Source organism: Nocardioides candidus, assembly GCF_041321175.1.
Lineage (GTDB): Bacteria > Actinomycetota > Actinomycetes > Propionibacteriales > Nocardioidaceae > Nocardioides.
Map to the genome: position 1 here is coordinate 448,779 of NZ_JBGGWC010000003.1, position 15,593 is coordinate 464,371.

Consider the following 15,593-nt stretch of genomic DNA (forward strand, 5'->3'; position numbering starts at 1 on the left):
AGCGAGACGGAGCAGGCTACGGACGCACCCGCGCCGGGTCACGCCCGAGCGCGAGGGCCAGCGCCACCATCGCAGCGCCCAGCACCAGGTGCAGCCAGTTGTCGGCGTCGTCGACCGGCACGAAGTTCGCGTCGCCGTTGCGTTCGACGACCCAGCCGTAGACGGTGAGCACCAGGTAGATCAGCCCGCCGGCGAGGAGGAAGGTGCGCGCCCCGCCCCAAGTGCGCGCCATCAGCAGTCCGGCGACGCCGAAGGCGAGGTGCACGATGTTGTGCAGCACCGACACCCCGAAGATGCCGAGGAGCTGGGCGCCGGACTCGTGGCCGGCGAATTCCATGTGGTCGTAGTCGGTCGTGATGCCCGGGACGAAGCCGAGGATGCCGACGAGGAGGAAGGCGGCCCCGACGAGCAGGGCGGCCTTCTGGACGGGGGTCGCCGTGGCGGCGCGGACGTCATTGGTCATGGCCGACAGGTACCCGTGTCGTGGTGACTTAGGACTGCCCGGCGACGATCTGGCCCGCGGCCTCGGCGAGCACCCGGACGGTGTGAGCGCCGAACCGCACGTCGATCGCGTGCGGCTCGCCGGTGGTCGCGCACGCGACCAGCTCCTGGGCGGCCGAGCGGAGCGCGTCGAGCACCGCGTCCTCGGGCCGAGGCGGCATCAGCAGCACGCCGTGCTCGCCCCAGACCGCGGCCTCGAAGCCGCATGCGGGCAGGGGGGCGAAAGCGGTGAGGGTCGCCGTGCTGAGCGCACCCGACCGGTGGGTGAAGGTGAGGGCGACGAGGTCCGCGCCGCCACCGGTGGCCCGCACCGACTCGATCGGGCCGAGCGCGGCGGTCAGCGTGGACATCGCGTGCGGACCGATGTCCCACAGCGCACCGCGTTCCTGACGCCAGGCCGACGCACCGAACGGGTTGCCCGGCTCCTGCAGCGCGGCGAACCAGCGGAACCAGCCCCCGCGCCAGCCGTCGGTGCCTGCCACGCGGTCGAACCACGACCGCGACTGAGGGATGAACCGGTCGGTGTGGAACACGATCGATGCCACGCCCGCGGCCGCGACCGCCTCCTCGATGGCGTACGCCGCCGACGGCTCCAGCGCGATCGGCTTCTCAAGCAGCAGGTGCAGCCCGGCCCGCGCGGCGCGGACCGCGAGGTCCGCCTGCACCTCGGGTGGCACAGCGAACGCCACGGCGTCGACGACGGCGAGCAGGTCGTCCACGTCGTCGTACGCACGCACGTGCAGGGTCTCGGCGAGGCTCGCGGCGTGCTCGGCCGACCGTCCCCAGACGCCGGCCAGCTCGACGCCGGGCGTGCTCGCGAGGGCGGGGCCGTGCGCGCGCTGCGCCCACGGTCCGGTGCCGATCAGTCCGAAGCGCACGGAACCGAGCCTCTCACGGGCCGCGGCGGACCGGACAGGGCCGCCCGAGGCGACGACCTTGCCAAGAAAATCTGACAACTCGCAGTGACTTCGCCCGCGATCGTCCGTTGGTCGTCACAATGAGTCACATGCACGCAAGCAACGCGGAGCTGCTCCGCACCGTCGACCTGGCGGTCCTCGGCGCACGGCTGCGCGCTGCGCGGCTCGCCAAGGACTGGACCCAGACCGACCTCGCGGGCGAGGCCATCTCGGTCGGCTACGTCTCGCGCATCGAGAGCGGCACCCGTCGTCCCAACCTCCGCGTGCTGACCGACCTGGCGTCCCGGCTCGAGATCCCCGTCCAGCAGCTCCTGCAGGGCGTCACGGCCCAGCAGTACGACGAGGTGCGTCTCGGGCTCGACTACGCAGAGCTCGCGCTCGAGAACGGCGAGGCGGTCGACGCCGAGCGACAGGCCCGGGAGCAGCTCGCCGTGGCCGAGGCCGCGACCCTCAACGACCTCGCCGACCGCGCGCGCTACCTCCTGGCCCGCTCGCTGGAGAGCCTCGGCGACCTCGACGGCGCCATCGACGAGCTCGAGACCCTCGTCGGATCGGCCGCCGGCCCGGCGCTGATCAGCGCGGGCATCGCCCTGGTGCGCTGCTACAAGGAGACCGGCGACCTGGCCCTCGCCATCGAGGTCGGCGAGCGGCTCGAGGTGCGCATCCGGGCGGCCGGGCTCGATCAGTGCGACGAGGGCGTCCTCTTCGCCGTCAACCTGGCGGGCGCCTACATCCGGCGCGGCGACCTGCACAAGGCCGCGCGGATCTGTGCCGACGCCGTACGACGGGCCGACGAGCTGTCCTCACCGCGGGCCCGCGCCGGCGCCTACTGGAACGCCAGCCTCGTGCACGCGCAGCGCGGCGACGTGTCGACCGCCGCGCCGATGGCCTCGCGAGCGCTCGCCCTGCTGACCGAGGGCAGCGACAGCCGCAACCTCGCCCGCCTGCGCGCGCTGCTCGGTGAGCTGCAGCTGCAGATGGACCCGCCGGCGATCGACGACGCGCTCATGCACCTGTCGCGCGCCCGCGCGGAGATGGTCTCCTCCAGCGCCAGCGAGGTCGACATCGCGGGCGCCGACATCCGCATCGCACAGTCCTACGTGCTGGCCGGCGACGCCGACCGCGCGCTCGAGACGCTCGCCTTCGTCGAGGAATCCGTCGGCGGCCGCGCTCCCGGGGCCCGCGCCGAGGCGCTCGTCGTCCGGGGCCAGGCCTACGCGGCGCTCGGCAGCCCCGATCGGGCGCACCGTTCCTACGTCGAGGCCATGCACGTGCTCACGGCCGCCGGCGCCGATCGCTCGGTCGCGCAGCTGTGGTTCGAGCTCGCCGACCTCCTCGAGGACGCGGGCGACCTGGACGGTGCGCGCCAGGCCTACCGCAGCGCGGCAGCCACCTCCGGCCTGACCCCCCGTCGCGCCGTGACGCGCCAGGTGCCGACCGGCTTGTGAGGTCTCAGCAGCAGTCGTAGACCCGCTGCGTGTCGGCCGGCTTGGCGGCGTCGGCCGGTGCGGCCACGCCGAGCGCGGCGGTGAGCGCTACGGCGATCGAGGCGATCGCGATCTTGGTGCTCTTCGGCATCGGAGGTCTCCTTGCAGGGGGTCGTCGTCGGGCGTGACCAACTTTGTCATATTCCGTCACAGCCGTGAGTCAAATCGTGCTACCGTCTGATTCATCGGGACGACCAACGCGTGACGCGCGACCGGTACTTGTGCTCCCCCCACCAGTGCCGAACGCCGAAGCGCACGTCCCGCCCGGGTTCCCCGACCCGGAGATTCGACCCCCTGCCGTTGGAGCCGGCAGGGGGTCGATCAGATTTTGTGGTGCCGCCGGGGGTCTGCTCGGGCTACTCGACGAACGGGGGGCTGCTCGGGCTACGCGACGACCGAGCGGCCGGCAGCGTGTCGCCGCCGGGGTCGAGGCCGGACGCCGGACGACGGGGAGCGGAGGGAGCGAGGAACGAGCGACCGGAGCGAACCGGCGGCCGAAGGCCGGCGAGATCCCGGAAGCGGCGACACGCTCGGCCAGGTAAAAAAATCAGCGTCGGGCCCGGGCCTCTGGGGGGGTCGGCCACGGCCCGACTCTCCCATCATTACACACCCGGATCACGAAGATGTCATCACCCTGGGCGGTAATCACTCATTCCCAGAAAACCCGTTCGACGACGGCGCGGGCCCGCCGGGTGACCCGCAAGTACTCGTTGACCATGGCGTCGGACTGGTCGAGCTGGTAGCCCAGGATGCCGGCGACGGCTCGCCTCTCGCGGGAGGGTCGAGGCATCTGGTCGACGGGCTTGCCGCGGGCGAGGGTGGCGGCGTTGCGCACCCTGCTGACGTGGCGCCAGGCCTCGCTGAGGACGTCGGCGTCGTCGCGCGCGACGAGGTCCGCGGCCACCGCGGCCTCCAGCGCGGCGAGCGTCTGGGTGGTGCGCAGCCCCTCGACCTCGGCGCCGTGGCGCAGCTGGAGGAGCTGCACGGTCCACTCGATGTCGGCGAGGCCGCCGCGGCCGAGCTTCAGGTGCATCGTGGGGTCGGCCCCGCGCGGCAGCCGCTCGGTGTCGACACGGGCCTTGATGCGCCGTACCTCGACGACGTCGTCGTCCGAGAGCCCGCCGGCCGGGTAGCGCAGCGGGTCGATCAGCGCTGTGAAGCGTTCCCGCAGCCCGGGGTCGCCGACCACGGCGTCGGCGCGGAGGAGGGCCTGGGCCTCCCACACCTTCGACCACTTCGCGTAGTAGGCGGCGTAGGCGTCGAGCGTGCGGACGAGGGGGCCGTTCTTGCCCTCGGGCCGGAGGTCGGCGTCGACCACGAGCGGCGGGTCGCCGCCGGGGAGGGCGAGGGTACGTCGTACCTCCTCCGCGACTGCCTTGGCGTAGGTCGCGGCGACCTGGGCGTCGACCCCGGGCTCGGGATCGTGCACGAAGAGGACGTCGGCGTCGCTGCCGTAGGACAGCTCGAACCCGCCGTAACGCCCCATCGCCACGATCGCCATCCGGGTCGGCGCCGTGTCGAGTCCGCGCTGCTGCAGGACCGACTGGCCCACGGTGGACAGCGTCGCCTCGAGTGTGGCGTCGGTGATCCGCGACAACGCGTTGCCGACGTCGGCGACGTCGATCAGCCCGAGCACGTCGCCGGCGGCGGTGGTGAGGAGCTCGCGCCGTCGTACGGCCCGGATGGCCCTGACGGAGGCGTCGAGGTCGTCCTGCCGGCCGCCCGTCGCGAGCATCTCCTCGGTGATCGCCTCGGCGGTGGGGGGCGTGAACTCCCCACCGAGCAACTTGATGCCCTGCGGCTCCCGCTCGAGAAGGTCGGAGCAGTAGCGCGACGTGGCGAGCAGGTGGGCGAGCCGTTCGGCGACCTCACCCTCGTCACGCAGGGTGGTGAGGAACCAGGGGGTGCTGCCGAGAGCCTCGCTGATGCGCCGGAAGCCGAACAGGCCCGCGTCGGGATCGGCACCCTCCGCGAACCACTGCAGCATCGCGGGCAGCAGGGTGCGCTGGATGTTGGCCGTGCGGGTGACGCCGGCCGTCAGCGCCTCGAGAGACCGGAGGGCGGCGCCCGGGTCGGCGTAGCCGAGCGCGGCGAGGCGGGCGTGCGCGGCCTCGGAGGAGAGGCGTACGTCGTCGCCGGGGATCCGCGCGACGGCCGACAGCAGCGGCCGGTAGAAGAGCTTCTGGTGGAGGCGGCTGACCTCGCGACGGTGGTGGTGCCAGGTCTTGAGGAGGCGCTCGCCCGGCTCCTTGGTGAAGCCGAGGCTGCGGCCGAGCCGGCGCAGCGACACGTCGTCGTCGGGGACGAGGTGCGTGCGCCGGAGCCGGTGCAGCTGGATGCGGTGCTCCATCTGCCGAAGGAAGGCGTAGGCGTTGTGGAGGGCGTCGCCGTCGTCGCGCCCGACGTAGCCGGCGCTGGTCAGCTCGGCGAGCGCGCTGAGGGTGGCCTGCGACCGGATCCGCTCGTCGGCCCGACCGTGCACGAGCTGGAGGAGCTGCACCGCGAACTCGACGTCGCGCAGCCCGCCGACGCCGAGCTTGAGCTGGCGGTCGGCCTCCTTGGCGGGGATGTGCTCGACCACGCGGCGGCGCATCGCCCGCGCCGCGTCGACGAAGCCCTCGCGGTCGGCCACCGACCACACCATCGGCGTGACCATCTCGACGAACTCCCGACCCAGGGCGAGGTCGCCGGCGACCGGTCGCGCCTTCAGAAGGGCCTGGAACTCCCACGCCTCGGCCCACCGCTCGTAGTAGCCCCGGTGCCCGGACATGGTACGGCTCAGGGCTCCCCGCTTCCCCTCCGGGCGCAGTGCGGCGTCGACCTGCCAGATCGTGCCCTCGGAGGTGTGGTCGGAGCAGACCTGGATCAGCCGGGCGGCCAGCCGCGCGGCGGTCCGCCCCGCCGCGGCCTCCTGGTCGCTCGAAGAACCGGCCGCGTCGGACGATGTCGCGTCCCGTGGGGCGTGCACGAAGATGACGTCCACGTCGGACACGTAGTTGAGCTCGTGCCCACCGCACTTGCCCATCGCGATGACCGCGAGCCGGACCTCGGCGGCCTCCTCGCCGAGGGCGGCGCGGGCCACCGCGAGCCCCGCGTCGAGGGTGCCGGCCGCGAGGTCGGCGAGCTCGGCTGCCGTGTCGTCGACCCCCAGCCCGTGCGCGAGGTCCCGGGCCGCGAGCGGGAGGAGCAGCCGACGGTAGGTCACGCGCAGCGCGTCGACCGCCTCGGCCTCCGGTCGCGTCGCCACCGGTACGTCGGCGGTCGGGTCGGCGCCCACGGCCTCCATCAGCTCGGCCCGCACCGCCCAGGCCGCGGGGCGGGTGGTGCCGAGGGTGGGGTCGGTGAGCACCTGCCAGTGGTCGGGGTGGGCGGCGAGGTGGTCGGTCAGCGCGACGCTCGCGCCGAGGATGGACAGCAGCCGCATCGCCGTCCCCTCGTCCGCGGCCAGCGCGGAGAGCAGCGCGTCGCGGTCGGAGACCGCGTCGGCGAGCCGTACGAGGCCACTCAGCGCCGCACCGGGCTCGGCCGAGCGACCCAGGATCGCCACCAGCTCCTGGCCCGGGTCGCCGAGCGTCGCGAGCTCCTCGAGTGCGCGGTCGGGCTCGGCGAAGCCGAGCCGGAGCAGCTCCCCGCGCAGCGTCGCCCCGTTCATGCGGTGAGGGTAGCCGCGAAGGCGCTCCCCAGCTCCCGCCACGACTGCTCGAGCTCGGCGTCAGCGGCCACCGTGGCGGCCAGTGCCTCGTCGGTCCGAGGGCCGGGTTCGTGGGCGGCCCACGTGCGCAGGATCTCCGGCGTGGCCTCGGGGTGCCACTGCACGCCCCACACCGTCGGTGCGCAGCGCAGCGCCTGGATCTCCCCCGCCGGCGTCGCCGCGAGGACCACGGCGTCGGGCGGCGGTGCGAGCACGAGGTCCTCGTTCCACTGGGCCGCCCGGCGTGGCGACGCGAGGCCGCCGAGCAGCGGGTCGGTCGCGGCGTCGGGAGTCCATCCCACGTCGAGCACGCCGATCTGGCGCCCGTGCGGGTTGCGGTCGACCGTCCCGCCCATCGCGACCGCGACGAGCTGGTGCCCGAGGCAGACCCCGAGGGTCGGCACGCCGTCCCGCGCCGCCTGCCGGACCAGCTCGCGCGTGGCCGCCAGCCAGGCGTGGTCGGCGTCGTCGTTGGCGCCCATCGCGCCGCCGAGGACCACCAGCCCGTCGTGGCCGGACAGGTCGGCAGGCAGGTCGTCGCCGGCGTACGGCCGTCGTACGTCGAGGTCGACGCCGGCCTCCTCCAGCCAGCTGCCCAACCGGGCGGGCGGGCAGGCGTCCTCGTGCTGGACGACCAGGACGCTCATCGACGGGCTCGGGTCGCGCTCACAGCACGGGCAGCATGCGGTCTCGCTCGAACGCCGAGACCTGACCGCGGTACTCGTCCCACTCCGCACGCTTGTTGCGGAGGAAGTAGTCGAAGACCTGCTCACCCAGGGTCTCGGCGAGCAGCTCCGAGCGCTCGGCGATCTCGATGGCCTCGTTGAGGTTCTTCGGCAGCGGGGCGATGCCGAGGCTGCGCCGCTCGCGCTCGCTCAGCGCCCAGACGTCGTCCTCCGCCTCGCGCGGGAGGTCGTAGCCCTGCTCGATGCCCTTCAACCCGGCCGCGAGGACGGCGGCGAAGGCGAGGTAGGGGTTGCAGGCCGCGTCGATGGTGCGCAGCTCGATCCGGGTCGACACGCCCTTGAGCGGCTTGTACATCGGGACCCGGATCATCGCCGAGCGGTTGTTGTGGCCCCAGCAGACGTAGGACGGCGCCTCGCCGCCGAACATCATCCGCTTGTAGGAGTTGACCCACTGGTTGGTCACGACGCTGATCTCACCGGCGTGGTGCAGCACACCGGCGATGAACTGGCGCCCGACCTTGGAGAGCTGGTACTCGGCGCCGGCCTCGTAGAAGGCGTTCTGGTCGCCCTCGAAGAGCGAGACATGGGTGTGCATGCCCGACCCGGGCTGCTCGGTGAAGGGCTTGGGCATGAAGGTCGCCCAGATGCCCTGGCTCAGCGCGACCTCACGGATCACCGTGCGGAAGGTCATGATGTTGTCGGCCGTCGACAGTGCGTCGGCGTAGCGCAGGTCGATCTCCTGCTGGCCGGGACCGGCCTCGTGGTGGCTGAACTCCACCGAGATACCCATCTGCTCGAGCATCGTGATCGCCTCGCGGCGGAAGTCGGAGCCGTCGGAGTGCGCCGCGTGGTCGAAGTAGCCGCTGCGGTCGATGGGCACCGGCTCGACGCCGGGCTGCGGGTCGTCCTTGAAGAGGTAGAACTCGATCTCGGGGTGCGTGTAGAAGGTGAAGCCCTGCTCCGCCGCCTTGCCGAGGGTCCGCTTGAGGACGTTGCGGGGATCGGCGTACGACGCCGAGCCGTCGGGCATCACGATGTCGCAGAACATCCGGGCGGTCGACGGTCCCTCGCCGCGCCAGGGAAGGATCTGGAACGTGGACGGGTCGGGCTTGGCCAGCATGTCGGCCTCGTAGACCCGGGCGAAGCCCTCGATGGCGGAGCCGTCGAAACCGATCCCCTCCGCGAAGGCGCCCTCGAGCTCCGCAGGAGCAACCGCGACCGACTTGAGGAAGCCGAGCACGTCGGTGAACCACAGCCGAACGAACCGGACGTCACGCTCCTCGAGAGCGCGGAGTACGAAGTCTTCCTGCTTGCCCATGGCTGCAGCCTAGAGCCAGCCGGGTCGGCCCGGTCCCGAGGCTCGCTCCGCTCGCGCGGCGACCGTGGCTACGGGACGTTCGCGTCGATCTCTGCCAGCCAGGCGGCGGGACTCGCGTCCGAGGGCATCCGCCAGTCGCCGCGCGGCGACATCGTGCCGCCGGCGCTGACCTTGGGCCCGTTGGGCAGGGCCGAGCGCTTGAACTGGCTGGAGAAGAACCGCTTCACGAAGACCTCGAGCCAGCGGCGGATGGTCGGGAGGTCGAAGTCGGCGCGGCGCTCCGCAGGGAAGTTGGGCGGCCACTCCCCCGCCTCCGCGTCGTGCCAGGCGTGCCACGCGAGGAAGGCAATCTTGCTCGGCGGGTAGCCGTAGCGGAGCACGTGGAAGAGCGTGAAGTCCTGGAGCGAGTAGGGGCCCACCGACGCCTCGGTCGACTGCGGCAGCTGGTCCTCGCGCGTCGGGATCAGCTCGGGGGTGATCTCCTGCTCGACCACCTCGCCGAGCACCGCGTTGGTCGCGTCGTCGAACTGGTCGGCGTGCATGACCCAGCGGATGAGGTGCTGGATCAGGGTCTTCGGCACGCCGGCATTGACGTTGTAGTGCGACATCTGGTCGCCGACCCCGTAGGTGCACCAGCCCAGGGCGAGCTCGGAGAGGTCGCCCGTCCCGAGCACGATGCCGCCGCGGTGGTTGGCGAGCCGGAAGAGGTAGTCGGTGCGCAGACCGGCCTGGACGTTCTCGAACGTGATGTCGTAGACCTCCTCGCCGTCGGCGAAGGGATGGCCGAGGTCGGCGAGCAGCTGCTGGGCCGCGGGCCGGATGTCGATCTCGGCGAACGTGATGCCGAGCGACTCGCCGAGGCGGGTCGCGTAGGACTTGGTGGCGCTGCCCGTCGCGAAGCCCGGCATGGTGAAGCCGAGGATGTCGGTGCGCGGGCGGCCGAGCCGGTCCATCGCCTTCGCCGCGACGATCAGGGCATGGGTGGAGTCGAGGCCGCCGCTGATGCCGATCACGATCTTCGGGTCCCCGATCGCGCGCAGCCGCTGCTCGAGCCCCGACACCTGGATGTTGTAGGCCTCGTAGCAGTCCTGGGCCAGCCGCTCGGCGTCGTCGGGCACGAACGGGAACCGGTCGACCTTGCGCCGCAGCCCGATGTCGCCTGTCGGGGGGCCGAGCTCGAACTCGACCGTGCGGAACTCCGGCGCCAGCGTCCGGCGGTTGTCGTCGAACGTCCCCGTGCGGAGCCGCTCCAGTCGGGTGCGGTCGAGGTCGACGTCGACGACGGTCGCGCGCGGCCCCTCCGGGAACCGCTCGGTCTCCCCGAGCAGCTCGCCGTGCTCGTAGACCATCGTCTGGCCGTCCCACGAGAGGTCCGTGGTCGACTCCCCCTGTCCGGCCGCGGCGTAGAGACAGGCCGCCAGGCACCGGCTGGACGCCGACCGCACGAGCAGCCGTCGGTCCTCCGCGCGGCCGATCGTGATGGGGCTGCCGGAGATGTTCGCCAGCACGGTCGCGCCGGCCAGGGCGGCCTCGGCGCTGGGCGGCACCGGCACCCACATGTCCTCGCAGACCTCGACGTGCACGACCAGCCCCGGCACGTCGGTGGCCTCGAACAGCAGGTCGGCGCCGAAGGGCACCTCCTGGCCGGCCAGCACGATCGTGCCCGTCACGTCGTCACCGGGCGCGAACCAGCGGCGCTCGTAGAACTCGCGGTAGTTGGGCAGGTAGGACTTCGGCGCCACCCCGAGCACCCGGCCGCGGTGGATGACGACCGCGCAGTTGTAGACCCGGTTGCCCTGGGCGACCGGGGCTCCGACGACGATCACCGGCAGCAGGTCGACCGACGCCTCGACCACTTCGGCGAGCGCCCCACGGACCCCGTCGAGCAGCACGTCCTGGAGGAAGAGGTCGTCGACGGCGTACCCGCTCATCCCGAGCTCGGGGAAGACCGCCAGGGCGACGCCCTGCTCGCTCAGCGCCCGGGCCTCCTCGAGCGTGCGCGCGGCGTTGGTCGCCGGGTCGGCGACCGCCACCGGCACCGTGCAGGCGGCGACCCTCGCGAAACCGTGGGCGTAGGCCGAGTAGAAGTCCACACGTCGAGTCTAGGGAAACCCCCGCCGATGAGTACGGCGGCGCCGCCCGGTCCACCTCGACATGACCCTCGCGTCCAGCATCTCGCCCTGCCTGTGGTTCGACGACCAGCTCGAGGAGGCCGCCCGGTTCTACACCGGGATCTTCCCGAACTCCTCGATCGGGCACCTGGCCCGTTACGACGAGGCCGGCCACGGGCGGCCCGGCGCGGTGATGGCCGGCGAGTTCGTCCTCGACGGCGTGCTCTTCCGGGGCATCAACGGCGGACCGGCGCACTTCGGCTTCACCGAGGCCGTGTCGTTCTCGGTGAGCTGTCGCGACCAGACCGAGGTCGACTACTACTGGGACGCGCTCGCCGACGGCGGCGAGGAGTCGGTGTGCGGGTGGCTGCGGGACCGCTACGGGCTGTCCTGGCAGATCGTCCCCACTCGGCTTTACGAGCTCGCCTCGGACCCGGAACCGAGGCGGGCGAGCGCGGTCACCCGGGCGATGCTCGGCATGCGCAGGATCGTCGTCGCCGAGCTGGAGGCGGCCGCCGACGCCGCGGGGTGACACAGCGCACACCTCCCTCCCGGACGATCCGGGGCTAGCGTTGGTCCATGAGCGAGGAGACGACGGCGCCGTACGGCCCGACGATCAAGCGGATCCGGACCCACCACCTGCACGAGATGAAGCAGCGCGGCGAGCGGTTCTCGATGCTGACGTCCTACGACATGCTGACCGCACAGGTCTTCGACGAGGCCGGCGTGGAGGTGCTGCTCGTCGGCGACAGCGCGTCGAACAACGTGCTGGGCAACGTCACGTCGCTGCCGATCACGGTCGACGAGCTGATCCCGCTGACCCGCGCCGTCTCGGGCGCGGTCGAGCGGGCCATGGTCGTCGGCGACCTGCCCTTCGGCTCCTACCAGGCCTCGCCGGAGCAGGGCTACCTGACGGCCGTGCGGTTCATGAAGGAGGGCGGCGCGCACTGCGTGAAGCTCGAGGGCGGCGTCGAGATGGTGCCGCAGATCGAGCGGATGACGCGTGGCGGGATCCCCGTGATGGCCCACATCGGCTTCACGCCGCAGTCCGAGCACGCCCTCGGCGGCTACCGCGTCCAGGGACGTGGCGACGCCGCGGAGCGGCTGCTGCGCGACGCCGAGGCGGTGCAGGAGGCAGGCGCCTTCGCGGTCGTGATGGAGATGGTCCCCGGCGACGTCGCGGCCCAGGTCACGCAAAAGCTGCAGATCCCCACCATCGGGATCGGTGCGGGCAACCAGTGCGACGGCCAGGTGCTCGTCTGGCAGGACGCCTTCGGCCTGCGCACGGGCCGGATGCCTCGCTTCGTCAAGCAGTACGCCGACCTGCGCTCGGTCCTCCTCGACGCCGCGCGGTCCTACGACTCCGAGGTGAAGTCCGGCGCGTTCCCGGGTCCCGAACACACCTTCTGAGGACGTACGGTGGGGCGCATGCGCAAGCTCGGTGCCCCCGTCGCCCTCCTCGCCCTCGCCCTCGCCCTGTCCGCACTCTCGATCCACCCGGCCTCAGCGTCCTCGACGCACCGGGAGGGCTCGTCGCACGCGACCCGGATCCAGGAGAAGGATCCGCGCCATGACGCGACCTCGCGCCGTGCGGTGCCCCGCCTCCGGGTGAAGACGATCGCGCGCGGTCTCGACGTGCCGTGGGACGTGCGGCCGATCGGCGGCGGGCAGCTGCTGTTCACCCAGCGTGACTCGGCCACGCTCACGCTGATCGACCAGGACGCCGACCTGCACCACGTGCAGTTCCCCAGCAACAAGGTGTGGGTCTCGGGCGAGACCGGGCTGCTCGGCCTCGAGATCGATCCTGACTTCAGCACCAACCACCGCATCTACACCTGCCAGGGCTGGAAGCTGCCCGGCGGCCACAAGGACATCCGGGTGATCGCGTGGCGGCTCAACGCCGACCTGTCCGCCGCCACCCATCCCGACCTGCTCATCAAGGGGATCCAGACGGTCACGGGCCGGCACGGCGGTTGCCGGTTGCTGATCGACAAGGCCGGCTCGATGCACGTGGGCACCGGCGACGCCGCGGTCACCCGCAACCCGCAGAGCCTGCGCTCGCTCAATGGCAAGACGCTGCGCCTCGACCCGGAGACCGGCCGCCCGTGGTCGACCAACCCGTGGCGCCACGCGAAGAACAAGAAGAAGCGCTACATCTTCACCTACGGCCACCGCAACGTGCAGGGCCTGGCGCAGCGCGCCGACGGCACCTTGTGGTCGGTCGAGCACGGGACCTACCGCGACGACGAGATCAACCTGCTCGGCCGCGGTCGCAACTACGGGTGGCAGCCGGGGCCGCACTACGACGAGTCGCCGCCGATGACCAACTTCGCCCTGCCGGGCAAGCAGTGGCCGGCCCGCTGGCGCTCGGGCAACCCGACCATCGCCACCTCCGGCGCGTCGTTCGTGTCCGGCAGGGGCTGGGGCGCCCTGTCCGGCACCCTCGCGGTCGGCTGCCTCGCCGGCGAGCGCCTGATGTTCGTCAAGCTCGACGATTCCGGCCACCTCGTCCGCACCTGGGCACCGGCGCGCCTGCACGGCGACTACGGCCGGATCCGGGGGGTGACCACCTACCGCGGCGGCCTGCTCATCACCACCTCCAACGGCGGCGGCGGTCACTCGGGCGTCGACAAGATCCTCTGGGTGCATCCCCGCCGCTGACCCGCCGCCCGCGCCAGTTACGGCGTCTCGATACGTCGCTCGCTGCGCTCGCTCCTACTCGGCGAGCGAAGCCCTCGGTCGTCGAGCAGCCCGAATCCCCTCAGACCGCGATCGACAGTACGTCCGACGCCCGCGCTTCCACCTTCCGGAGGATCTTCACTCCGCGAGGCCGCGACGCTCCAGCAGCGGCTCGATCGGGGCCGGCCGACCGCGCCACTCCGCGTAGGAGTCGAGCGGGTCCTTGGTGCCGCCGATGCCGATGACGTACTTGCGGTAGAGGTCGCCGTTCTCGCGGGTGAGGCCACCGTTGTCCTTGAACCACGCCACGGTGTCGGCGTCGAGCACCTCGCTCCAGATGTAGGAGTAGTACGCCGACGCGTAGCCCGAGCTCATGCTGTGGGCGAAGTACGGCGTCGAGTACCGCGTCGGCACAGCGGGGTTGTCGAGTCCGACCGCTGCCAGGGCATCGGCCTCGAAGCGCAGCACGTCGTCGGGCGAGGTCGGGACCTCGTCGGGACCGAGCTCGTGCCAGGCGAGGTCGAGGAGCGCGGCGGCAAGGTACTCGCTGGTGCCGAAGCCCTCGTTGAAGGTCGAGGACGCCTCGATCCGCTCCACCACGTCGGCCGGGATCGGCTCCCCCGTCTCGTGGTGCACCGCGTAGCTGGCGAGCACCTCGGGCCACAGCATCCACATCTCGTTGACCTGCGAGGGGTACTCGACGAAGTCGCGGAAGACGGCCGTGCCGGAGAAGCGCGGGTAGGTCGCGCGGCCGAGCAACCCGTGCAGAGCGTGGCCGAACTCGTGGAAGAAGGTCCGGGTCTCGTCGAAGGTCAGCAACGTCGCCTCGCCCGGCGCCGGCTTCGGCACGTTGAGGTTGTTGTAGACGACCGACGTCTCGGTCCCCGTCAGCGCGGAGCTGTCCACGAAGCTGCTCATCCAGGCCCCGCCGCGCTTGGAGTCGCGCGTGTAGAGGTCGAGGAGGTAGAGGCCCACCGGCGTGCCGTCCTCCTCCTTGACCTCGAAGACCCGCACGTCGGGGTGGTAGCCCTCGAGGTCGTCGCGCTCGGCGAAGGTGAGCCCGTAGAGCTTCCCGGCGGCGAAGAAGACGCCGTCGTGGAGCACCCGCTCGGCCTCGAACCAGGGCCGGAGCGCGGCGAGGTCGACGTCGTACTCCGCCGCGCGCACCTGCTCGGCGTAGAACGGCCAGTCGTGGGCCTCGACGGCGAAGCCCGCCTGCGCCGAGAGGGCCTCCTGCTCGCGTCGCGCGTTGCGCGCGGCCGGCGGCGCCAGCTTGCCGAGCATGTCGCGCACCGCGGCGGGCGTGCCCGCCGTGTTGTCCGTCGTGACCAGCTCGGCGTGGTTGGCGAACCCGAGCAGCCGGGCGCGCTCGGCGCGCATGCGCACGATGTCGAGGACGGTCTGCCGGGTGTCGTGGGCGCCGCCCCGGCTCCCCCGCGAGCGCTGCGCCTCGGAGAGCCGGCGCCGGACGTCGCGATCGGTGAGCGAGGCGAGGTTGGGGTGCGCGGTCGGCAGCACCAGGGTCAGCAGCCACTTGCCCTCGAGCCCGCGCCCGGCAGCGGCAGCAGCTGCCGCCGAGATCTCGCCCGCGGTCAGGCCGGCGAGGTCAGCCTCGTCGTCGATGACCACGGCCAGGTCGTTGGTGTCGGCCTGCAACGTGATCTCGAACGCCGCCTCCTGGGCGGAGAGCTGTTCGTTGAGCTTGCGGAGCTGGTCCTTCTCGTCGTCGCCGAGGGCGGCGCCGGCGAGGGTGAACTCCACGACGTAGCGCTCCACCAGGTAGCGCGCCTCCGGGTCGAGGGCGCCGCGCTGCTCGTGCACCGCGAGCAGCCGCTGGTAGAGGGCGGGGTCCAGCGCGATCGCGTCGGTGTGCGCCGCCAGCTTGGGGGCGTAGGTGGACCGCAGCTCGTCGACCTGCTCGTTGGTGTCGGCGCTGGCCTTGTTGGAGAAGATGCGCAGCACCCGCGCCAGCGGCTCGCCACTCAGCTCCAGCGGCACCACGGTGTTGTCGAACGTGGCGGGCTCCGGATCGGCCGTGATCGCCGCGACCGCCTCGAGCTGAGCAGCCATGCCCTCGTCGAGGGCCGGCGCGAAGTCGTCGTCGGTGAAGTCCGAGAAGCGCGGCAGCTGGTAGGGCAGGTCACTGGCGAGGAGCATCGGGTGCATGTGATGCACCTTACGTAGCCGCCCCCGTCACGCGCAC

12 protein-coding genes are annotated in these 15,593 nt (G+C 72.1%); 4 read left to right on the top strand and 8 right to left on the bottom strand.

Annotated elements, in window-relative coordinates; all coding sequences use genetic code 11:
- Window positions 1–16: 16 nt before the first annotated feature.
- Together ACAX67_RS16440 and ACAX67_RS16445 are read right to left on the bottom strand one after the other, a co-directional pair.
- The gene (locus tag ACAX67_RS16440; RefSeq protein WP_370704947.1) at window positions 17–463 is read right to left on the bottom strand and encodes a DUF4383 domain-containing protein; all 447 of its coding nucleotides are present in this window, start codon (window positions 461–463) and stop codon (window positions 17–19) included.
- 28 nt (window positions 464–491) lie between these two features.
- The gene (locus tag ACAX67_RS16445) at window positions 492–1,379 is read right to left on the bottom strand and encodes a Gfo/Idh/MocA family protein (RefSeq protein ID WP_370704948.1); all 888 of its coding nucleotides are present in this window, start codon (window positions 1,377–1,379) and stop codon (window positions 492–494) included.
- Window positions 1,380–1,507: 128 nt separating this feature from the next.
- Here ACAX67_RS16445 and ACAX67_RS16450 point away from each other — a divergent pair, with 128 nt between their 5' ends.
- Complete coding sequence (locus tag ACAX67_RS16450) at window positions 1,508–2,866, top strand: helix-turn-helix domain-containing protein (protein ID WP_370704949.1); 1,359 nt, start codon at window positions 1,508–1,510, stop codon at window positions 2,864–2,866.
- Window positions 2,867–2,870: 4 nt separating this feature from the next.
- On the opposite strand, the gene ACAX67_RS16455 is transcribed toward ACAX67_RS16450, so the two are convergent.
- From ACAX67_RS16455 to ACAX67_RS16475, 5 genes are all read right to left on the bottom strand, one after another.
- Complete coding sequence (locus ACAX67_RS16455; RefSeq protein WP_370704950.1) at window positions 2,871–2,996, bottom strand: hypothetical protein; 126 nt, start codon at window positions 2,994–2,996, stop codon at window positions 2,871–2,873.
- Window positions 2,997–3,554: 558 nt separating this feature from the next.
- On the bottom strand, window positions 3,555–6,557 hold the full coding sequence (locus ACAX67_RS16460; RefSeq protein ID WP_370704951.1) for a bifunctional [glutamine synthetase] adenylyltransferase/[glutamine synthetase]-adenylyl-L-tyrosine phosphorylase: 3,003 nt from the start codon (window positions 6,555–6,557) through the stop codon (window positions 3,555–3,557).
- On the bottom strand, window positions 6,554–7,243 hold the full coding sequence (locus tag ACAX67_RS16465; protein ID WP_370704952.1) for a type 1 glutamine amidotransferase: 690 nt from the start codon (window positions 7,241–7,243) through the stop codon (window positions 6,554–6,556). Before ACAX67_RS16465 ends, ACAX67_RS16460 begins: the two co-directional genes overlap by 4 nt.
- Before the next feature lie 19 nt (window positions 7,244–7,262).
- A complete protein-coding gene (locus ACAX67_RS16470; protein WP_370704953.1) occupies window positions 7,263–8,600 on the bottom strand; it encodes a glutamine synthetase family protein in 1,338 nt (445 codons plus the stop codon).
- A 68-nt stretch (window positions 8,601–8,668) separates the two neighbouring features.
- Window positions 8,669–10,693 (bottom strand): NAD(+) synthase, encoded by a 2,025-nt coding sequence (locus tag ACAX67_RS16475; RefSeq protein ID WP_370704954.1) that lies wholly within the window; start codon window positions 10,691–10,693, stop codon window positions 8,669–8,671.
- Window positions 10,694–10,754: 61 nt separating this feature from the next.
- Here ACAX67_RS16475 and ACAX67_RS16480 point away from each other — a divergent pair, with 61 nt between their 5' ends.
- From ACAX67_RS16480 to ACAX67_RS16490, 3 genes are read left to right on the top strand one after another with little or no spacing between them, the layout of a single operon-like run.
- On the top strand, window positions 10,755–11,243 hold the full coding sequence (locus tag ACAX67_RS16480; RefSeq protein ID WP_370704955.1) for a VOC family protein: 489 nt from the start codon (window positions 10,755–10,757) through the stop codon (window positions 11,241–11,243).
- Between the two features lie 47 nt (window positions 11,244–11,290).
- Complete coding sequence (gene panB / locus ACAX67_RS16485) at window positions 11,291–12,121, top strand: 3-methyl-2-oxobutanoate hydroxymethyltransferase (protein ID WP_370704956.1); 831 nt, start codon at window positions 11,291–11,293, stop codon at window positions 12,119–12,121.
- An 18-nt stretch (window positions 12,122–12,139) separates the two neighbouring features.
- Window positions 12,140–13,372 (top strand): PQQ-dependent sugar dehydrogenase, encoded by a 1,233-nt coding sequence (locus ACAX67_RS16490; RefSeq protein ID WP_370704957.1) that lies wholly within the window; start codon window positions 12,140–12,142, stop codon window positions 13,370–13,372.
- 156 nt (window positions 13,373–13,528) lie between these two features.
- On the opposite strand, the gene ACAX67_RS16495 is transcribed toward ACAX67_RS16490, so the two are convergent.
- Window positions 13,529–15,556, bottom strand: a complete 2,028-nt coding sequence (locus ACAX67_RS16495; RefSeq protein WP_370704958.1) for a M3 family metallopeptidase — start codon at window positions 15,554–15,556, stop codon at window positions 13,529–13,531.
- Window positions 15,557–15,593: the final 37 nt, after the last annotated feature.

Coding starts and splice junctions, on each gene's coding strand:
- ACAX67_RS16440 (WP_370704947.1), bottom strand. CDS start 463: ATGACCAATGACGTCCGCGCCGCCACGGCGACCCCCGTCCAGAAGGCC.
- ACAX67_RS16480 (WP_370704955.1), top strand. CDS start 10,755: ATGACCCTCGCGTCCAGCATCTCGCCCTGCCTGTGGTTCGACGACCAG.
- ACAX67_RS16465 (WP_370704952.1), bottom strand. CDS start 7,243: ATGAGCGTCCTGGTCGTCCAGCACGAGGACGCCTGCCCGCCCGCCCGG.
- panB (WP_370704956.1), top strand. CDS start 11,291: ATGAGCGAGGAGACGACGGCGCCGTACGGCCCGACGATCAAGCGGATC.
- ACAX67_RS16495 (WP_370704958.1), bottom strand. CDS start 15,556: ATGCACCCGATGCTCCTCGCCAGTGACCTGCCCTACCAGCTGCCGCGC.
- ACAX67_RS16470 (WP_370704953.1), bottom strand. CDS start 8,600: ATGGGCAAGCAGGAAGACTTCGTACTCCGCGCTCTCGAGGAGCGTGAC.
- ACAX67_RS16455 (WP_370704950.1), bottom strand. CDS start 2,996: ATGCCGAAGAGCACCAAGATCGCGATCGCCTCGATCGCCGTAGCGCTC.
- ACAX67_RS16450 (WP_370704949.1), top strand. CDS start 1,508: ATGCACGCAAGCAACGCGGAGCTGCTCCGCACCGTCGACCTGGCGGTC.
- ACAX67_RS16460 (WP_370704951.1), bottom strand. CDS start 6,557: ATGAACGGGGCGACGCTGCGCGGGGAGCTGCTCCGGCTCGGCTTCGCC.
- ACAX67_RS16490 (WP_370704957.1), top strand. CDS start 12,140: ATGCGCAAGCTCGGTGCCCCCGTCGCCCTCCTCGCCCTCGCCCTCGCC.